General features: G+C 74.0%; 15 protein-coding genes. 8 read left to right on the top strand and 7 right to left on the bottom strand.

Annotated elements, in window-relative coordinates; translation table 11 throughout:
• The first annotated feature begins 61 nt into the window (after positions 1-61).
• The 7 genes from ACIGG8_RS40645 to ACIGG8_RS40615 all read left to right on the top strand — a co-directional run bounded on the left by ACIGG8_RS40645 (position 62) and on the right by ACIGG8_RS40615 (position 6120).
• Entirely contained in the window at positions 62-832 is a 771-nt protein-coding gene (locus ACIGG8_RS40645; protein WP_396553607.1) for a dienelactone hydrolase family protein, read from the top strand.
• A 23-nt stretch (positions 833-855) separates the two neighbouring features.
• Positions 856-1401 carry an RICIN domain-containing protein gene (locus ACIGG8_RS40640; protein WP_396553606.1) on the top strand — a complete coding sequence of 182 codons (546 nt, stop codon included), beginning with the start codon at positions 856-858 and terminating at the stop codon, positions 1399-1401.
• A 149-nt stretch (positions 1402-1550) separates the two neighbouring features.
• Positions 1551-2246: a TVP38/TMEM64 family protein gene (locus ACIGG8_RS40635; RefSeq protein ID WP_396553605.1), complete on the top strand. Its 696-nt coding sequence runs from the start codon at positions 1551-1553 to the stop codon at positions 2244-2246.
• Positions 2247-2320: 74 nt separating this feature from the next.
• Positions 2321-2836 (top strand): DinB family protein, encoded by a 516-nt coding sequence (locus ACIGG8_RS40630; protein ID WP_396553604.1) that lies wholly within the window; start codon positions 2321-2323, stop codon positions 2834-2836.
• Between the two features lie 284 nt (positions 2837-3120).
• On the top strand, positions 3121-3513 hold the full coding sequence (locus ACIGG8_RS40625; RefSeq protein WP_396553603.1) for a cell division protein SepF: 393 nt from the start codon (positions 3121-3123) through the stop codon (positions 3511-3513).
• A 197-nt stretch (positions 3514-3710) separates the two neighbouring features.
• On the top strand, positions 3711-4307 hold the full coding sequence (locus ACIGG8_RS40620; RefSeq protein WP_396553602.1) for a TetR/AcrR family transcriptional regulator: 597 nt from the start codon (positions 3711-3713) through the stop codon (positions 4305-4307).
• Between the two features lie 190 nt (positions 4308-4497).
• The gene (locus tag ACIGG8_RS40615; protein WP_396553601.1) at positions 4498-6120 is read left to right on the top strand and encodes an MFS transporter; all 1623 of its coding nucleotides are present in this window, start codon (positions 4498-4500) and stop codon (positions 6118-6120) included.
• A gap of 98 nt (positions 6121-6218) precedes the next feature.
• Here the strand turns inward: ACIGG8_RS40615 and ACIGG8_RS40610 are convergent, their stop codons facing one another.
• The 7 genes from ACIGG8_RS40610 to ACIGG8_RS40580 all read right to left on the bottom strand — a co-directional run bounded on the left by ACIGG8_RS40610 (position 6219) and on the right by ACIGG8_RS40580 (position 18403).
• A complete protein-coding gene (locus ACIGG8_RS40610) occupies positions 6219-8819 on the bottom strand; it encodes a SpoIIE family protein phosphatase (protein ID WP_396553600.1) in 2601 nt (866 codons plus the stop codon).
• Between the two features lie 148 nt (positions 8820-8967).
• The gene (locus ACIGG8_RS40605; RefSeq protein WP_396553599.1) at positions 8968-9588 is read right to left on the bottom strand and encodes a TetR/AcrR family transcriptional regulator; all 621 of its coding nucleotides are present in this window, start codon (positions 9586-9588) and stop codon (positions 8968-8970) included.
• An 88-nt stretch (positions 9589-9676) separates the two neighbouring features.
• Complete coding sequence (locus ACIGG8_RS40600) at positions 9677-11275, bottom strand: 4-coumarate--CoA ligase family protein (RefSeq protein WP_396553598.1); 1599 nt, start codon at positions 11273-11275, stop codon at positions 9677-9679.
• A gap of 364 nt (positions 11276-11639) precedes the next feature.
• A complete protein-coding gene (locus ACIGG8_RS40595; protein ID WP_396553597.1) occupies positions 11640-12812 on the bottom strand; it encodes an acyl-CoA dehydrogenase family protein in 1173 nt (390 codons plus the stop codon).
• Positions 12813-12826: 14 nt separating this feature from the next.
• Entirely contained in the window at positions 12827-14875 is a 2049-nt protein-coding gene (locus ACIGG8_RS40590; protein WP_396553596.1) for an acetyl/propionyl/methylcrotonyl-CoA carboxylase subunit alpha, read from the bottom strand.
• A gap of 40 nt (positions 14876-14915) precedes the next feature.
• Positions 14916-16514 (bottom strand): carboxyl transferase domain-containing protein, encoded by a 1599-nt coding sequence (locus ACIGG8_RS40585; RefSeq protein WP_350525189.1) that lies wholly within the window; start codon positions 16512-16514, stop codon positions 14916-14918.
• Positions 16511-18403, bottom strand: a complete 1893-nt coding sequence (locus ACIGG8_RS40580; RefSeq protein ID WP_396553595.1) for an acyclic terpene utilization AtuA family protein — start codon at positions 18401-18403, stop codon at positions 16511-16513. Before ACIGG8_RS40580 ends, ACIGG8_RS40585 begins: the two co-directional genes overlap by 4 nt.
• 319 nt (positions 18404-18722) lie before the next feature.
• On the opposite strand from ACIGG8_RS40580, the gene ACIGG8_RS40575 reads away from it, so the two are divergent.
• Positions 18723-19403 carry a hypothetical protein gene (locus tag ACIGG8_RS40575; protein ID WP_396553594.1) on the top strand — a complete coding sequence of 227 codons (681 nt, stop codon included), beginning with the start codon at positions 18723-18725 and terminating at the stop codon, positions 19401-19403.
• Positions 19404-19514: the final 111 nt, after the last annotated feature.

The raw sequence follows: 19514 nt of genomic DNA, 5'->3' as shown, positions 1-19514 counted from the left end.
ATCACCGACCGTCGGGCGCAGCCGCGCCCGGCGGTTTTCGCGATCCGCGAGAGGGATTCCCGTGTGCTACGACCCGGACGCCGCCCCGCCCGCCTTCTCCCCCGCCGCCCGGCCCCCGGCCGAAGCCGCACCGCTCACCCTGACCTCCGCGGACGGCACCGAGTTCGGTGCCTTCCTGGCCCGCCCGGGGGTCACCACCGGGGTCGGCGTGCTCGTCCTCCCGGACAACAAGGGCCTTTCCGGCTTCTACCGGAAGACCGCCGAGCGGCTCGCCGAACAGGGGCACCCGGCGCTCGTCCTCGACTATTACGGCCGAACCGCCGGGGCCTTTCCGGAAAACCGCCCGCCGGAATTCGGCGAACTGCCGAACCTGCTCCCCCACCTGCTCGCGCTCACCCCCGAGGGCCTGGACGCCGACCTCACCGCCGCCCTGGAGCGACTGCGCACGGATGGCCCGGCCGAAGTGGTCGCGCTAGGCTTCTGCTTCGGCGGCCGCCAGGCCTTCCGCGCCGCCGCACCGCGCTTCGGCCTGACCGGCGCGGTCGGGTACTACGGCCACCCCGACACGATCAACGGGGCCCCGGGGCCCACCCAGCTCGCCGCCGACCTCACCGCCCCGATCCTGGCCTTCTGGGGCGGCGCCGACGAGCACATCCCGTCCGCCGCGGTCGAAGCCTTCGACGCGGCCCTCACCGGAGCGGGCCACCCGCACGAGTTCGTCACCTATCCGGGTGCCCCGCACAACTTCTTCGAAATGTCGGCAGTCGAACACTTCGGCGCTGCCCGGGACTCCTGGCACCGTCTGCTGGAGTTCCTCGCCCGGTCGCGCTGAACCGCACCACCGGAGGTCGACCGATGTTCCGTCGCACGCGGCTCGTCGCCGCAGCCACCGTCCTCGCCACCACCGCCCTCGCCGCCCCCGCGGTGGCCCACGCCGCCCCGGCGGCCCCCGCAGCCGCGGACGACTTCGGCCCCGCCGAAATCCGGCCCCTGGCCGGGCCGCCGAACCTCTGCCTGGAGGTCGCCGACGGGAGCACCGCCGACGGCGCCCTGGTCCGGATCGGGACCTGCACCGGCGGCGACTACCAGAAGTGGACCCAGACCGCCGACGGCTGGATCAACCTGCACAGCGGCAAGTGCCTGGAGATCCCCGACGGCAGCACCGCCTGGGGCACCCAGGCCGACCAGCGGACCTGCAACGGCGGCAGCAACCAGAAGTGGAGCGACCCGCCCGTCGGCCACCCCGGCACCCCGCGCGGCATCGTCAACGCCCACAGCGGCCTCGTCCTCGACGTCTACGGCGGCGCCCTGGCCCCCGGCACCCCGGTGATCCAGTGGGGGTACCAGGGCACTCCCAACCAGTTCTGGCACTACAACCCCGAGAAGGACCCGTACAGCTGATCCCGTGATCCGCTGATCCCGTGATCCCGCGTTCCGTCGGCGGCCGGTCGGCCCGGCCGCCGACGGCCTTGCGACCCGGCGGCAGCACGGCCCGGTGGCAGCACGGCCCGGTGGGCCGGCGGCCGGTCGGCCCGGTTAGGCTCGGGCGGATGTCCGAGCACGGTTCCACCCCCGTACCCCCCGCCGCCCCGCGTTCCGCCTGGTGGCGGCTGGCGCTGCTGATCGCGCTGCTCGGCGCGGCGGCCGGCTCGCTGCTGCTGTGGAGCCCCACGGAGCTGCTCTCCGGCGGGCTGGCGGACCGGATGCCCGGCTACTGGTTCGCGCCGCTGTTCGCCCTGGTGTACGCGGTGGGCACGCTCGCCTTCGTGCCCCGGCCGGCGCTGAACGCGGCGGCCGGTCTGCTGCTCGGCATCCAGCAGGGCCTCGCGATGGCGGTGCTCGGCACCACCCTGGGCGCCGCCATGGCCTTCGGGCTCGGCCGGGGCCTCGGCCGGGAGGCACTGCGCCCCCACCTGCGCGGCAAGGTGCTCGCCGCCCTGGACCGGCGGTTCACCGAGCAGGGCTTCCGCAGCGTGCTGGTGCTGCGGCTGCTGCCCGGCGTGCCGTTCCAGGCGATCAACTTCGGCGCCGCCTTCTCCGGGACCGGCGCGCTGCCCTTCGTCCTCGCCACCGCGATCGGCGCGGTGCCGACCACGGCCGTGTACGTGACGGCGGCCGCCAGCGCGGGCGAGCCCGGTTCGGCGGCGTTCCTGGTGTCGGCGGGCCTGATCGCCCTGCTCGGCCTCGGCAGCGCGGCGGGGCTCTGGCGGGCGGCCAGGGCCCGCCGCCGGGCGACGGCCGCCTGAGCGGCCGACGGGCCGGCCGACCGGCGGAACAAATCGTTCGCGCCCCTGCCGCGCCGGGCGCCAGGATGGCCCGCATGACCGACATCGATCCGCGGGTGGACCCGCCGATGGCCGCCGACGAGGCCGCCACCCTCACCGCCTTCCTCGACTACCACCGCCACACCCTCGCGCTCAAGTGCGAGGGACTGACCGACGACCAGCTGCGCCTGCGCTCCGTCCCTCCGTCCAACCTTTCGCTGCTCGGCCTGGTCCGGCACATGGCCGAGGTGGAGTGGTACTGGTTCCAGTGCATCCTGCGCGGCGAGGAGGTCGAGGGCGGCCACTACTGCACCGAGGCCGACCCGGACGGCGACTTCGACAACGTCGACACCGCCGACGTCGCGGCCGACTTCGCCACCTGGCGCGCCGAGGTCGAGGCCTCCCGCCGCGCGGCCGCCGGTCTGCCGCTCGACACCGTCGGCAAGCGACCGCGCCGCGGCGAGGAAGTGACGCTCCGCTGGATCCTCGCCCACATGGTCGAGGAGTACGCGCGGCACAACGGCCACGCCGATCTTCTGCGCGAATTGGTGGACGGCTCGACCGGCGAGTGATCCGCCGGGTGAAATCGTTTCCGCATTGTTGACAGAAGGTCAATTAAGCGGTGACCGCGACCGATATGGTCTACGCGCGCAACCGTACGGCGCTGCGCCGCGTCCGCTCTTTTTGCCCGGGTCCGCCCGGGTTTCCGGCGCGGCACGACTCGTACGGGGGTCGCGAGCGGGCACGGGACCGGTGAACAGTGCGATACTCGGACAGTTCCGACGAGTGGATGACGTGTCAAGAAACGGCACGCAACCCCCGGGGGACCAGACGGGACGGGACAGGGAGGCGCGGCATGGGAGCACTTCGCGACGAGCACCACAACGGGTGGCTGATGCCCTCGGGGAACTACCCGGCCGCGGTGTACGACGACGAGTGGGTGGACCAGGAGACGGCGCCGTCCGTCGCCGCGCCCGCGAAGATCGTCTCCCTGCGGCCGACCGGCTTCGAGGCGGCCCGCACGGTCGGTGAGCACATCCGGGCGAGCATCCCGGTGGTCATGGACCTCACCGAGATGGCGGAGGCCGAGGCCAAGCGCATGGTCGACTTCGCCTCCGGTCTGATCTTCGGCACCCGGGGCGGCATCGAGCGGATCGCCCGCCGGGTGTTCCTGCTCACCCCGGCCGACGTCGAGGTGATGGTGATCGACCGCCCGCTCGACGAGACCGGCTTCTACAACCAGAGCTGAGCCGGCCGGAGCTGAGCCGCGGCGCCACGGCGCGGCGGCGCGGCGGCACCCCGACCGGGGACGGTACCCACCGTCCCCGGTTTTTTGCTGCCCGGAACCCGTGCGCCGACAGGTCGGTCGAGGGTCATCCGAGGCTCGCTTGAGACGTTCCACATAATTCTGAGACATCCATGTCTCACATGAACTACACTCGACTCATGGCCACCGACCGCGACACCGTCCTCGAAGCCGCCGTCGGCGTGCTCTCCCGCCGCCCGACCGCCCACCTGGACGAGATCGCGCGCGCCGCCGGCATCAGCCGCGCCACGCTGCACCGGATCTTCCCCGGGCGCGAGGCGCTGATCCGCGAGGTCGGCCTGCTCGGCCTGCGCCGGTTCGCCGCCGCGCTGGACACCGCCGGGGTCGAGGAGGGCGACGCCGAGGCCGCGCTGCGCCGCCTGGTGGACGCCTCCGTCCCGGACGCCATGCTCTGCGCCTTCCTGGCCGGCGAGAACCAGCTCTACGACAACGACGAGATCAACGACCTCTGGGAGCTCCAGATCGCCCGGCTGCACGCGCTCTTCCTGCGCGGCCAGCAGCAGGGCGTGTTCCGCATCGAGCTGAGCGCCGCCTGGCTGAGCGAGGCCTTCTTCGACCTCGTCGCCGGCGTCGGCTGGTCCATCCAGGACGGCCGGCTCGCCCCGCGCGACGCCGCATTCTCGCTCGCCGAGCTCTTCCTCGGGGGCGCACTGCGCAGACCGGACGCCCCCTCCCCCGCTCCCACCACCACCGACGCCCCACCGCGCAGCACCTGAAACCGCGCCCCGCACCACAGCTCCTCGCACCCCACACCCCGCACCCCGCACCCCGCACCCCGCACCCCGCACCCCGCACCCCGCACCCCGCACCCCGCACCCCGCACCACAGCACCACGGACCGCAGTACCCCACACCACAGCACCACGGACCGCAGCACCTCCGACTGCAGACCGGACACCGATACGCCATGAGTTCCCTGACCGCCCGCCAGCGCTGGACCGGCCTCGCCGTCCTCGTCCTGGCCGTGACCGTGGTCGCGCTGGACGCGACCGTCCTGTCCCTCGCCATCCCGTCGATCAGCGAGACGCTGCGCCCCAGCGGCACCCAGCTGCTCTGGATCGGCGACTCCTACTCCTTCGTGCTCGCCGGCCTGCTGGTGAGCATGGGCGCGCTGAGCGACCGGATCGGCCGCAAGAAGCTGCTGCTGGCCGGTGCCGCCGCCTTCGGCGCGGCCTCGTTGCTGGCCGCCTACGCACCCGGCCCGGGCTGGCTAATCCTGGCCCGCGCGCTGCTCGGCGTCGCCGGGGCGACGATCATGCCGTCCACCCTGTCGCTGATCCGCAGCCTCTTCCCGGACGACCGGGAGCGGGCCACCGCGATCGGCATCTGGGGCGCGGCCGCCACCGCCGGCGCCGCGCTCGGGCCGGTGGTCGGCGGGGTGCTGCTGGAGCACTTCTGGTGGGGCTCGGTGTTCCTGATGAACATCCCGGTGCTGCTCCTGCTGCTGGGCCTCGGCGCCTGGCTGCTGCCGGAGTCCAAGGACCCGAAGCCGGGCCGCTGGGACGTGCTGAGCGTCGTGCTGTCGATGGCCGGCGTGATCGGCGTGGTGTACGCGATCAAGGAGGCCGCCGCACACGGCGTGACCCGCTGGGACGTGCCGGTCGCCTTCGTACTGGGCGCCGCCGCGCTGACCGGCTTCGTCCGCCGCCAGCTGCGGCTGGAGACCCCGCTGCTCGACGTCCGGCTGTTCCGCGACCGCCGGTTCACCGCGGCGGTCTCGGCCTCGCTGATCTCCCTGGTCGGCCTCTCCGGCGTGATCTTCGTGGTCTCGCAGTACCTGCAGCTGGTCCGCGGCTACCAGCCGCTCCAGGCGGGCCTGGCCGAGCTGCCGGCCTTCGCCGGCTCGGTGGTCGGCGGTCTGCTGACCGCCCGGGTGGCCCGCCGCTTCGGCGCCCGCACGGCACTGACGGCCTGTCTGCTGACGATGGGTCTCGGCGTCGGCGCCCTCGGCTGGCTGGAGCAGGACACCACCTACCTGCTGCTGGCCGCCTCCTTCCTGCTGGTCGGGACGGCCGAGGGCGTGGTCTACACGCTCGGCGCCGACCTGGTGCTGCGCGCCGCGCCCGCCGACAAGGCCGGTGCCGCCTCGGCGGTCTCGGAGACGGCGTACGAGCTGGGCACCGCGCTCGGCATCGCCCTGGTCGGCTCGGTGGTCGGCTCGGTCTTCGCGAACGGTCTGGTCGTCCCGGCCGGGACGGACCCGGCGGCCGCCGCCCGGGCTGGCGAGTCGCTCGGCTCGGCGGTCGAGGTGGCGCAGGGCCTGCCGGCGGAGGTGGCGCAGCCGCTGCTGGCGAGCGCGAAGCAGGTCTTCGTCGGCGGCATGAACGGTGCCGGGCTGCTGGCCGCCGCGCTGCTGGTCGGCGCGGCCGTGATGGCCTGGCGCCTGCTGCGCGGACTCGCCGGGCCGGACGGCGCGGCGGGCAGCCCGGCCGAGACGGCGGACGCGGCCTGCGCGCCTGCCCAGGCGGCCGACGCGCCCACCGAGCCGGCCGAGGCGCCTGCCGGGGCGGCGGAGAAGGTCCACGCCTGACCCGCCCTCCCGAGGACCGGCGCGTGACACCCCCTCCCTAGCTCAGCAGAACGGCCGTTCCCCCGAGGGGAGCGGCCGTTCCCGCGCGCTCGGCGCCGCTACTTCGCCCCGAAGGGCAGCTCCAGCTCCGCCCAGACGACCTTGCCGTCCCGGGTGAGCCGGCTGCCCCAGCGCTGGGCGAGTTCGCTGACCAGGAACATCCCGCGCCCGCCCTCGTCCTGCTCGGCGAACGGGCGCAGCTGCGGGGTCTGGCCGCCGGCGTCGGAGACCTCGACGGTGAGCACCCGGTCGCGGAACAGCCGCAGCCGGCGCGGCGCGTCGGCGTGCAGCAGGGCGTTCGTCACCAGCTCGCTGACGAGCAGTTCGGCGTAGTCGGTGAGCGCGGACAGGCCCCAGGACTCCAGGGTGGCGCGGGTGAAGCGGCGGGCCTTGCCGGGCAGCCGGCCGCCGCCGCTGAGCGGGAGGGTGGCGATCCGGTCGGCGGGCAGCGGCAGCACCCGGGCCATGATCATCGCGATGTCGTCCTCGGTGCCGTCGGTGACGAGGGCGGCGAGGACGGCGTCACAGCTCTCCTCCAGGGTCCGGCCGGGCCCGGAGAGCGTGCGGGCGAGCAGGTCGATCCCGTCGTCCAGGTCCTGGCCGCGCCGCTCGACCAGGCCGTCGGTGTAGAGCGCGACCATGCCGCCCTCGGGGATGGTGAACTCGATCGACTCGAAGGCGACGCCGCCCACGCCCAGCGGTACGCCCGGCGGCACGTCGACCCGCTCGGCGGTGCCGTCGGGGGCGACCCGCACCGGTGGCAGGTGCCCGGCCGAGGCGACCTGGACGGTGCGCTCCAGCGGGTCGTACACCGCGCAGATGCAGGTGGCGAACTGGCCCTCGCCGATTCCGGAGGCGGTCTCGTCCAGCCGGGTGAGGACCTGCTCGGGCGGCATGTCCAGGGTGGCGAGGGTCCGGGCGACGGTGCGCAGCTGGCCCATCGTGGCGGCGGCCCGGATGCCGTGGCCCATGACGTCGCCGACCACCAGGGCGACCCGCCCGCAGGACAGCGGGACGACGTCGAACCAGTCGCCGCCGACCTCGCTGACCACGCTGCTGGGCAGGTAGCGGTAGGCGATCTCCAGGCCGAGGGTGCGGTGCACCTCCTGCGGCAGCAGACTGCGCTGCAGGGTCAGGGCGGTCTCCCGTTCGCGCCGGTAGAGCCGGGCGTTGTCGAGCGCCAGCGCGGTGCGGGCGACCAGTTCCTCGGCGAGCGCGACGTCGGCGGCCGTGAAGGGCTCCGGGTTGCGCATCCGGATGAACTCGGAGCCGCCGAGCACCATGCCCCGGGCGGTGATCGGCACCATCAGGTACGAGTGGATGCCCGCCGCCATCCCGGGGGCCACCCGGTCCTCGCTGGAGACGAGCCCGCGCAGCACCTCCTCGTCCACCTGGGCCCGCAGCAGCGGCTTCCCGCTGCGCAGGCACTGGGTGTAGCTGCGGTCGGGGGCGTACTCGGAGGTCTCACCGACGACGTCGACGGCGTGCGCGAGCCCGGTCTCGTAGTTCTCCCCGACGGCGACGGCGCGCAGGGTGACGGTCCGGTCGGTGGGGATCGGGGTGGGCTCGGCGCCGCGCAGCACCGGCTCCAGCAGGTCGACGGTGGCGAAGTCGGCGAACCGGGGGACGACGGCCTCGATCAGTTCCTCGGCGGTGCGCTGGAGGTCGAGGGTGGTGCCGATCCGCGCGGTGGCCTCGGCGATGGTGCTGAGCCGTTCCTGGGCCCGGGAGGCGCGGGCCTCGGCCTGGAAGCGCTCGGTGACGTCGATGATCGAGGAGCAGACGCCGAAGACCCGGCCGGTGGAGTCTTCGAGGCGGAAGTAGGAGGCGGACCAGGCGCGGTCCCGCTTCGGGTCGCCGGGGACGCGGCCGTGCGAGCGGGCGTCCACGACGGGCTTGCCGGTCCGCAGCACCTGGCGCATGATCTGCTCGATCTCGGCGGTGTTGATGCCGGGGAGCACCGCGGATATCCGCCGGCCGAGGTGAGCGGCGACCGGTACGCCGTTCATCCGGGCGAGCGCCTCGTTGATCCGGGCGTAGCGCAGGTCGGTGTCGTAGACGGCCATCCCTATCGGGGAGCGGCCGAAGATGCCGTCCAGCACCGCGAGGTCGGCCTCGACGGCGTGCAGGGCGCGGGTGTCGGAGGCGGTGGCGAGGAGCAGCAGGGTGCCGGCCGGGCCGGCGATGGGGTAGGTGCGGAACTCCAGGTCGACCTTGTGGCCGTCGCGGTGGCGGACCGGGAAGACGCCGGACCAGCCGCTGCCGGTCATGATCCGTTCGAAGAGGTCCAGCACCTCGGCGCGGTCGCCGCCGTCGGTGAGCAGTTGGGCGGCGTAGCTGCCGACGGCTTCCTCGCTGGTGTAGCCGAGCAGGGCCTCGGCGTCCTCGCTCCAGTGCAGGATCAGGCCGTCGTCCTGGAGCAGGGCCGTCGCGAGCGGGACGAGCCGGTGGCCTTCGGGGAGTACGCCTTCGGGCAGTACGCCTTCGGGGTGTTCGCCCTCGTGGCGCTCACTCCCGTGGTGATCACCCCCGCGGTGCTCACCTCCGGGGTGTTCGCCCTCGTGGCGTTCGCCGTCGTGGCCGTCGCCCTCGGGACGTGCCGGAGTGCCGCCCGGTGCCGTGCGCGCGGCGTCGGTCGCGTCCCACTCGTGTCCGTGCATGATCAGGCAGCACCCCGGTTCGGCTCGTGCCCGGCCGGGTGGGCCTCGCGGTCCGTGCCGGCCGGGGTTCTTCTCCAGACTGCACGGACATCAGCCGCCCGGCGACCCCTTGGTCAGGGGTTGTCCGGCCGCTCCGGATGTACGGGCGTCATGGGCGTACCGGGCGCAGCGTACTCTCAAGAACGCCCGCCCACTGCCGGATCACTCCGGAACGTCGGAGGCTGTCGTCGGTGAGCAGGTTGGCCAGGCCCAGCCCGCGCGCGAGGTCCAGGGTGGCCTGCACCGATTCGCGCACGCCGGGGCGGCTCTCGTCGGCGTCCAGGAACTCCACGGCGGCCCGGTGGGCCTCTCTTCCGACGTGCCCCTCCAGGGCGATGATCCGCTCGCGCAGCGCCTCCTCGGTGGCGGCGGCGGTCCACAGGTGCAGGGCGGCGCGGAACAGCGGGCCGGTGTAGAGGCGGACGATCATGTCGACCACGGCGCGGGTGCGGTCGGGGCCGGCGGCGGGCAGCTCGTCCGCGTGCGCGCGGACGGCCGCCAGCCGCTCGGCGGTGACGTGCTCGACGGCCGCGGTGAAGAGGTCCTCGCGGGTCGGGAAGTGGTGCTGGGCGGCGCCCCGGGAGACGCCGGCGCGCTCGGCGACGACGGTGACGGTGGAGCCGTTCCAGCCGAGTTCGGCCAGGCAGTCCACGGCCGCCGCGAGCAGCCGGGCCCTGGTCGCGCGGCTGCGGTCCTGCTGGGGCGTGCGGGCGGCGGCGTGGCTGGCCATGGCTGCGGGCGGCTCCTGTTCCGGTGGGGGCGCGGTGGGTCGATCCTCACAGACGGGCACCGGTCTTCGTCCGCGGGGGCCCGCCCGCTCAGTGGACGGCGGCGCGCTCGGCCTCGCGGGCGCGCAGTTCACGGCGGAGGATCTTGCCGGCCGCGGACTTGGGGACGGCGTCCACGAACTCCACCGCGCGGACCTTCTTGTACGGGGCGACCAGCCCGGCGACGTACCCGGTGACCTCCTCGGCGGTCAGGGCGCTGCCCGGGGTGCGGACCACGAAGGCCTTGGGGCACTCGGTGCCGTCGGCGTCCGGCACGCCGATCACGGCGGCGTCGGCGATCTCGGGGTGACCGAGCAGCACGGCCTCCAGTTCGGCGGGGGCGACCTGGTAGCCCTTGTACTTGATCAGTTCCTTGACCCGGTCGACGATGTACAGGTAGCCGCGCTCGTCCACGTAGCCGACGTCGCCGGTGTGCAGCCAGCCGTCGGCGTCGATCACGGCGGCGGTCGCGGAGGGGCGGCCGAGGTAGCCCTTCATCACCTGGGGGCCGCGGATCAGCAGTTCTCCGCGCTCCCCCGCGCCGAGGTCCCCGGCGGAGCCGTCCAGGGCGGTGACCCGCAGTTCGGTGGAGGGGACGATCCGGCCGACCGAGCCGCGCGGGGGGTCGCCCTCCCGGGGGGAGACCACGTGGGTGACCGGGGAGAGCTCGGTCATGCCGTAGCCCTGGAGCAGGTGCGGCAGGCCGAGGCGCCGGGCGCAGGCGTCGGCGAGTTCGCGGTCGAGCGGCGCGGCGGCGCACAGCAGGTACTCGACGGAGGAGAGGTCGTACCGGTCCACGGCCGGGTGCTTGGCCAGGGCCAGGGCGATCGGCGGCGCCACCACCAGGGCCTGCACCCGGTGCTCCTCGACGGCCCGGCAGAACTGCTCCAGGTCGAAGCGGGGCAGCACGACCACGGTGGCGCCGCAGCGCAGCGGCTGGTTGAGCAGCGCCGCGAGGCCGTAGATGTGGAAGAAGGGGAGGACGGCGAGCACCCGCTCGCCCTCGGCGGGGCGGTAGAGGGCGTCGCACTGGGCGAGGTTGGTGGCGATCGAGCGGTGGGTGAGCATCACGCCCTTGGGCAGGCCGGTGGTGCCGCTGGAGTAGGGCAGCACGGCGACGTCCTCGCCCGGGTCGATGGCGACCTCGGGGGCGGGGCCGGGCGCGGCGAGCAGGTCGGCGAGCGAGCGGTGGCCGTCGGCGCCGTCCAGGACGACGATCTCGGTCAGCGGGCGGCCCTGCCCGGCCGCCAGTTCGGCGGCCGCACGGGCGGTGGGCAGGAACGGGGACACGGTGACCAGCCAGCGGGCGCCGCTGTCGCACAGCTGGCCGGCCAGTTCGGCGGGCGTGGCCAGGGAGGACACCGTGGTGACGGTGGCGCCGGCCCGGGTGGCGCCGTAGTAGGCCATCGGGTAGACGGTCGAGTTGGGGCTGAACAGGGCGAGGACGTCGCCCCGGCGCACGCCCAGCTCGGCCAAGCCGGCGGCGACCCGCTCGACGGCGGCGGCGAGCTGCGCGTAGCTGACGTGCTCCCCGGTGAGGCCGTCGATCAGGGCCGGCCGGTCGCCGTACCGGGCCGCGGCGCCGAGGACCGCGTCATGGACCGGCAGGTCGACCACGGGGACGTCCGGGAACTCGCTTCGGAACACCAAGGCATGCCTCCAGTAAGGAAGTTGACGCGGCAACTAAACCTGCGTGCGGTGCGCGTTCAGGAGCATACGGACAGTCAGGGGGCAGGCTGGGCCATTGTGGGGAACCGGGGGCGGAGCTCGCGTGGCACGTGTGTTCCCGGGGGCGCCCGCCCGGACGCCGCCGCACCACGCCCGCCCGCCCCCTGGCGCGGTCCCGGCCCCGGAGCGCCCCCGTCCCTCCCCCGCCGCCGGCCCGGCGACACCACTCCGGTGGCCGTCACCCACACCGGGCCGTCACCCGCCGCGGGCCGGCCGTCCCGCACCGGCCCGGGCGCCGCGTACGGGAGGCAGCGCGGTGTTCGCACGGCCGTCCCCGGCCGGTGACTCAGTACGACTTGGGCAGGCCGAGGGTGTGCTGGGCGACGTAGTTGAGCACCATCTCGCGGCTGACCGGGGCGACCCGGCCGACCCGGGTGGCGGCCAGCAGGGCGCCCAGCCCGTACTCCTGGGTGAGGCCGTTGCCGCCGAGGGTCTGCACCGCCTGGTCGACGGTCCGGGCGGCGGCCTCGCCGGCGGCGTACTTGGCCATGTTGGCGGCCTCCCCGGCGGCGAGGTCCTCGCCCTCGTCGTAGAGCAGCCCGGCCTTCTGGGTCATCAGCCGGGCCAGCTCGATCTCCACCGCGCACTGGGCGAGCGGATGCGCCAGGCCCTGGTGGGCGCCGATCGGGGTGGACCAGACGGTGCGGGTCTTCGCGTACTCGACGGCCTTGCCGAGGGCCTGGCGGGCCAGGCCGAGCGAGAACGCGGCGGTGAGGATGCGCTCCGGGTTCAGGCCCGCGAACAGCTGGAGCAGGCCGGCGTTCTCGTCGCCGACCAGGGCGTCGGCGGGCAGCCGCACGTCGTCCAGGAAGACCTGGAACTGCTTCTCGGGGGCGACGAGTTCCATCGGTATCGCCCGGTACTCGAAGCCCGGTGTCTCCCGCGGGACGACGAACAGGCAGGGCTTGAGCTTGCCGGTCCGCGCGTCCTCGGTGCGGGCCACGAACAGGACGGCGTCGCAGTGGTCGATGCCGGAGACGAACACCTTGCGTCCGGTGAGCAGCCAGTCCTCGCCGTCGCGGCGGGCGACGGTGGAGATCCGGTGCGAGTTGGAGCCCGCGTCGGGCTCGGTGATGCCGAAGGCCATCCGGCGGCTGCCGTCGGCGAGGCCGGGCAGCCAGCGCCGCTTCTGCTCCTCGGTGCCGTAGCGGGCGATCACCGTGCCGCAGATCGCCGGTGAGACGATGAGCAGCAGCAACGGACAGCCGGCGGTGCCGAGTTCCTCCAGGACGATGGCGAGGTCGGTGATGCCGCCGCCTCCGCCGCCGTACTCGGCGGGCAGGTTGACGCCGAGGTAGCCGGCCTTGCCGGCCTCCGCCCACAGTTCGTCGGCGGGCTCGCCGGCGCGGGCCTTGGCGAGGTAGTAGGCGGAGCCGTAGCGGCGGCCGAGGTCGCCGACGGCCTGGCGCAGGGCGCGGCGTTCGGGGGTTTCGAGGAGCTGACTGCCGATGGCGGACATGCGGGGGTCCTTCCTCAGGTCTCTTGGGTGGACTTGACGACGGCCAGCAGGGTGCCGAGTTCGACCTGCCGGCCCGGGGTTGCGCGGAGTTCCACGAGGACGCCGTCGGCCGGGGCGGTGACGCGGTGCTCCATCTTCATCGCCTCCAGCACGAGCAGCGGCTGTCCGGCGGTGACGGCGTCCCCGACCTCGGCGGTGACGCGGACGACGGTGCCGGGCATCGGGGCGAGCAGGGCGCCGGGGTCGGTCTCGACGGTGGGCTCGGGGAAGCGCGGGAGCGCGGTGAGCGCGGTACCGCCGGCCGGGGTGTCGACGTACACCCGGTCGCCGTGGCGGGCGACGCGGTAGGTGCGGCGCAGCCCGCCCTCGCGCAGCACGACCCGGTCGGGGCCGGCCTCGACCAGCTCGACGTCCGGGTGGTCCTCGGCCTGCAGGCCGGCGCGGGTGAGGCGGTAGCGGACCTCGCACTCGGCGCCGTCGTCCGCCCGGTAGCGCTTGAGCTGCGGCTGGGAGGGCAGGTTGCGCCAGCCGGACGGGAGCGCGGTGCGCCGGGCGGCGGCGTCGGCGAGGGCGGCGGCCAGGGCCGCGCGTTCGACGCCCACGGTGTCCGGCGTGGTGAGTTCGGCGCCGTGCTCGGCGAGGAAGCCGGTGTGCAGGCGCCCGTCCAGGAAGGCCGGGTGCCGCAGCGTGCGGACCAGCAGCTCCCGGTTGGTGGCGGGCCCGTGGATCCGGGCGCGGGCCAGCGCGTCGGCCAGCCGGCGGGCGGCGGCCGCGCGGGTCGGCGCCCAGGCGATCACCTTGGCGAGCATCGCGTCGTAGTGCGGGGTGATCTCGCTGCCGGCCTCGACGCCGCAGTCCAGTCGCAGACCGGCGTCCGGTCCGGCCCCGGCGTCCGGCCGGCTCCCGGTGTCCGTTCGGGCCCCGGCGTCCGTTCCGCCCCCGGTGTCCGACCGGCTCCCGGTGTCCGTTCGGGCCCCGGCCCCGGTGAACTCCTGGTGCGGCACGGTGAGTTCAAGGCAGTGCAGGGTGCCGGTGGCGGGCTGCCAGTCCTTGGCCGGGTCCTCCGCGTACAGGCGGGCCTCGATCGCGTGACCGCGCAGCGCCGGGGGCTCCGGCGGCAGCTGCCGCCCTTCGGCGACGGCGAGTTGGAGGGCCACCAGGTCCAGCCCGGTGACCGCCTCGGTGACCGGGTGCTCGACCTGGAGGCGGGTGTTCATCTCCAGGAACCAGAACCGGCCGTCCTCGGCGAGCAGGAACTCGGCGGTCCCGGCGCCGACGTAGCCGATCGCCCGGGCGGCGCTCACCGCGGCCGCGTGCAGCTTGGCGCGGACGCCCGCCGGGAGGCCGGGGGCCGGGGCCTCCTCGATCACCTTCTGGTGCCGCCGCTGCAGCGAGCAGTCGCGGTCGCCGACCGCCCAGACCGTGCCGTGCGCGTCGGCCAGCAACTGGACCTCGACGTGCCGCCCCGCGGGCAGGTAGCGCTCGCAGAACACCTCGTCCGAGCCGAAGGCCTTGGCCGCCTCGGCCCGGGCGGCCGCCAGCTCGCCGGGCAGGTCCGCGAGGCTCCGGACGACCCGCATGCCGCGGCCGCCACCGCCCGCCGCGGCCTTCACCAGGAGCGGCAGGTCGGCCTCGCCGGGCGAGGTGAGCGCGCCCAGGACGGGCACCCCGGCCTCGGCCATCAGCCGCTTGGCGGCCGTCTTGGAGCCCATCGCGGCGATCGCGGCCGGCGGCGGACCGACCCAGAGCAGGCCGGCGTCCAGCACCGCCTGCGCGAACCCGGCGTCCTCGGAGAGGAACCCGTAGCCGGGGTGGACGGCGTCGGCCCCGGCGGCGAGCGCGGCGCGGACGATCGCCTCGACCCGCAGATAGGTGTCGGCGGGCGCCGCACCGGGCAGGCGGACGGCCGCGTCGGCCTCGCGCACGTGCGGCGCGTCGGCGTCCGGGTCGGAGTGGACGGCGGTGGTCGCGATGCCGAGTTCCCGGCAGGTGCGGAAGACCCGGCGGGCGATCTCGCCCCGGTTGGCGACCAGCAGGTTGCCGATCAGTGTCGTGGAAGTCATGGGTGGCTCCGTCACAGGGTCTGGCTCACAGGGGTCCGGCTCACATGCGGAAGACGCCGTAGCCACGCGCGCCCTCGACCGGCGCGTTGTGGATCGCGGACAGGCACAGGCCCAGCACCGTACGGGTGTCGCGCGGGTCGATCACACCGTCGTCGTAGAGGCGGCCGGACAGGAACACCGGCAGCGACTCGGCCTCGATCTGCTGCTCGACCATCGCCCGGATCGCCGCGTCCGCGTCCTCGTCGTACGGCTGGCCCTTCGCCGCGGCCGACTGCCGGGCGACGATCGACAGCACCCCGGCGAGCTGCTGCGGGCCCATCACCGCGGACTTGGCGCTCGGCCAGGAGAACAGGAAGCGCGGCTCGTACGCCCGGCCGCACATGCCGTAGTGGCCGGCGCCGTAGGAGGCGCCCATCAGGACGGACAGGTGGGGCACCGTGGAGTTGGAGACGGCGTTGATCATCATCGCGCCGTGCTTGATGATGCCGCCCTGCTCGTAGTCCTTGCCGACCATGTACCCGGTGGTGTTGTGCAGGAACAGCAGCGGGGTGTTCCGCTGGTTGGCCAACTGGATGAACTGGGCGGCCTTCTGCGACTCGGCGCTGAACAGCACGCCCTGCGCGTTGGCCAGGACGCCGACCGGGTAGCCGTGCAGCCGGGCCCAGCCGGTGGCCAGGCTGGTGCCGTAGAGCGGCTTGAACTCGTCGAAGTCCGAGCCGTCGACCAGCCGGGCGATCACCTCGCGCGGGTCGAAGGGCACCTTGAGGTCGCCGGGGACGATGCCCAGCAGCTCCTCCTCGGCGTACTTCGGCGGCTCGGCGAGCGGGTCGGGGCCCGGGCCGGGCTTGCGGTGGTCGAGCCGGGCGACGATCCGGCGGGCCAGCCGCAGCGCGTCCGCCTCGTCCGCCGCGAAGTGGTCCGCGAGGCCGGAGGTGCGGGCGTGCATCTCGGCGCCGCCGAGCGACTCGTCGTCGGCCTCCTCGCCGGTGGCCATCTTGACCAGCGGCGGACCGCCGAGGAACACCTTGGCCCGCTCCTTCACCAGCACGGTGTGGTCGGACATCCCGGGGACGTACGCGCCGCCGGCCGTGGAGTTGCCGAACACCACGGCCACGGTGGGGATTCCGGCGGCGGACAGCCGGGTGAGGTCCCGGAACAGGGCGCCGCCGGGGATGAAGATCTCCTTCTGGCTGGGCAGGTCCGCGCCACCGGACTCGACCAGGTTCACCAGCGGCAGGCGGTTCTGCAGCGCGATCTCGTTGGCGCGCAGGGCCTTGCGCAGCGTCCAGGGGTTGCTGGCGCCGCCGCGCACGGTGGGGTCGTTGGCGGTGATCACACACTCGACGCCCTCGATCACGCCGATGCCGGTGACCAGCGCGGCGCCGACCGGGTGGTCGCTTCCCCAGGCGGCCAGCGGGGACAGCTCCAGGAACGGCGAGTCCGGGTCGATCAGCAGCTCGATCCGCTCGCGGGCCAGCAGCTTGCCGCGCTTGCGGTGGCGTTCCACGTACTTGGGGCCGCCGCCGGCCAGGGCCTTGGCGTGCTCGGCGTCCAGCTCGGCGAGCTTGGCGAGCATCGCGGCACGGTGGTCGGCGTACTCGGGCCCGGCCGGGTCGACGCGGGTGGGCAGGACGGTCACAGCGGCGTCTCCGGGCTGTCGGCGAGCGGTTCCGGGGTGGGGGGCGGTTCCGGGGTCGGGGGCGTGGTCGCGGTCGGGGGCGTGGTCGCGGTCGGGGGCGTGGTCGCGGTCGGGGGCGTGGTCGCGGTCGGGAGCGGACCGGGGAGCGCGGTCGGGCTCAGGAGCGAGGTCGGGATGTCCAGGTGGCGGGAGCGCAGCCACTCGCCCAGCGCCTTGGCCTGGGGGTCGAAGCGGTGACGGGCGGCGACGCCCTGGCCGAGCAGACCGGTGAGGGTGAAGTTGACCGCGCGCAGGTTCGGCAGCACATGCCGGGTGATGTCCAACTCGGCCGTCTCGGGGAGGAGTTCGCGCAGTCGCTGCACGGTGAGGGTGTGCACGAGCCAGCGCCAGCCGTCCTCGGTACGGGCCCAGACGCCCAGGTTGGCGTCACCGCCCTTGTCGCCGCTGCGGGCGCCGGCCACCAGGCCGAGGGGAGCCCGCCGGGTGGGCCCGCCGGGCAGCGGCTCGGGCAACTCCGGCTCGGGCAACTCCGTCTCGGGTAGGGGAAGTTCCGCCGACGCCGGGTGGCCGGCGACCGGCGCGGGCGGGACGGCGATCCGGCGGCCGTCCGGCAGCACGGCGGTGTGCTCGACGGCCTTGGCGTCGACGTACGCGGCGGTGAACACCCCGTACGGCGCGCCCGGCCCCGGCGGGGCGGTGAGGTGGAAGCCGGGGTAGCCGGCCAGCCCCAACTCCACTGCGGCCTTGCCGAGTTCACGGCCCACCTTGGCCGAGTCGGGGTCGCGGGCGGTCAGCCGCAGCAGGGCCGAGGCGGTCTCCTCGGTCGGGGCGTCGGGGTGGTCGGTGCGGGCCAGCGTCCAGCGCAGCTCGGCGGGGCGGGCCCCGGGCGGCAGCGCCTCGGTGAACTGCCGTTGCACCAGTGCCGCCTTGGCCTCGATGTCCAGGCCGGTGAGGACGAACACCACCTCGTTGTGGTGGCCGCCGAGGGCGTTGAGACCCACCTTGAGCGTGGCCGGCGGCGCCTCGCCCCGGACCGGGTCGATCCGGACCCGGTCCGGGCCCTGCCCGGTGAGCCGGACGGTGTCCAGCCGGGCGGTGACGTCCGGGCCGAGGTAGTGGGATCCGCCGGTCTCGTACAGGAGTTGGGCGGTGACGGTGCCGGTGGTGACGGCGCCGCCGGTGCCCGGGTGCTTGGTGATCACGCTGGAGCCGTCGGCGTGCAGTTCGGCGATCGGGAAGCCGGGGCGGGTCACGTCGTGCTCGCGGAAGAACGCGTAGTTGCCGCCGGTCGCCTGGGCGCCGCACTCCAGGACGTGTCCGGCGACCACCGCCCCGGCGAGGGCGTCGAGGTCGTCCGGGGTCCAGCCGAAGTGGGCGATGCCGGGGCCGACGACCAGCGCGGCGTCGGTGACCCGGCCGGTGACCACCACGTCCGCGCCCTCCCGCAGGCAGGCCGCGATGCCGAAGCCGCCGAGGTAGGCATGGGCGGCCAACAGTCCGTCCGGCAAGCCGAGTTCCTCCCGGCGCGGCAGCAGGTCGTCGCCCTCGACGTGCGCGACGGCCGCCTCGACAGCCAGGCGCCGCGCCAGTGCGCGCAGGTCGTCGGCGAGCCGCGCCGGGTTGAGGCCACCCGCGTTCACCACGATCCGCACGCCGCGCTCGCGGGCCAGCCCGAGGCACTCCTCCATCTGCCGCAGGAAGGTCCGGGCGTAGCCGCGCGCCGGGTCCTTCAACCGGTCGCGCGCCAGGATGAGCATGGTCAGCTCGGCCAGGTAGTCCCCGGTGAGCACGTCCAACGGCCCGCCGGTGAGCATCTCCCGCACCGCGTCGAAGCGGTCCCCGTAGAACCCCGAGGCGTTGCCGATCCGCAGTACCGTGCGTTCGCGCACCAAGGCGCCTCCCCTGACGGTGAGTTGGCGCCGACCCCGGACGGGCGCCGCCGGGCAGCAGCGTGGCACCGCCCGGAGAAAAAAGCAATCATGCCTGCTTGTTTTCAGGCACCCGATTCCGCCGGCCGGCGGTCACACTGTTGTGACTGGAAGCGATAGGTGGCGGTTGGAACCGATAGGTGGCGGCTTCAGGGTCCCGCCACGCTGAGTGACTGAGCCGGGACACGATAGTTGGAACCTGGCCACGCGTGTTGGAACCGGGTGGCTCACGACGCCCCTGGCGGGTCGGGGTGTCGGTGGCATCGGGTTGGATGAGCCGGTGACTGTCTATGATGTGGCCCGCCAACTCCCCGCCATCGCCGATCTGCGGGACCTGTGCCGTTCGCTGGCGATGCTCGATGCGATCCTGAGTCCGGACTGGGAGGGCCGGTACTACTCCTTCAATGCCGGTTGGGCCGAGGGCGAGGAGATGGCCTCGATGCGCAACGGGTCTGGCGACGAATACTCGATCGTGTTCTCGGTGGCCGGTGCCTATGTGCGCGGCTTCGACCACGAATCGCCGATGAGCCCGTATGGCAACGATGACGAGCCCTGGCCGGGAGTGCTCGACGAGGTCCCTGAGCTCTTCAAGCCCTTCGTCGAGGAGCCGGCGTTCACCGATGAGCACGGAGTGCCTGTCGTGACAGTCTGCTTGTGGCGGGGAGCGACCGACGATCGGTGGCATCACGGGACGATCGACTTCCCCGAGGGGGCTGTCGATCCTGACGGGGCGACGAGCCTGTTCGGCCTCCTGGTCGACCGGTCTCCGGAAGCGTTCCAGCGCTTCGCCGAGGACTACTACGAGGTCTCCGTCGACCTCGGGGCGGTGGGCCAGGTTCATGCGTTGCGGCCACTGGACCAGGAACTCGTATCGTTGCTGAACCCTGAGGTCAGCCTGACGGACCTGGCCCAGGACATCTCCGAGATCGGCTATCCGCAGCCGGACCAGGAGTCGGTCTGACCGCTGTCGATCAATTCCTCGCTCGGTTCCATGCCCCTCAGGAGAGCGGCCACGGACGCCACGAGCCCGGGATGTTCGGAACTGGTTCCAAAATGAATGGCAATCCACCGC

Origin of the sequence: Kitasatospora sp. NPDC085464, from assembly GCF_044541955.1 — a bacterium.
Lineage (GTDB): Bacteria > Actinomycetota > Actinomycetes > Streptomycetales > Streptomycetaceae > Kitasatospora.
This window is presented reverse-complemented; position numbering and strand designations above follow the sequence as displayed.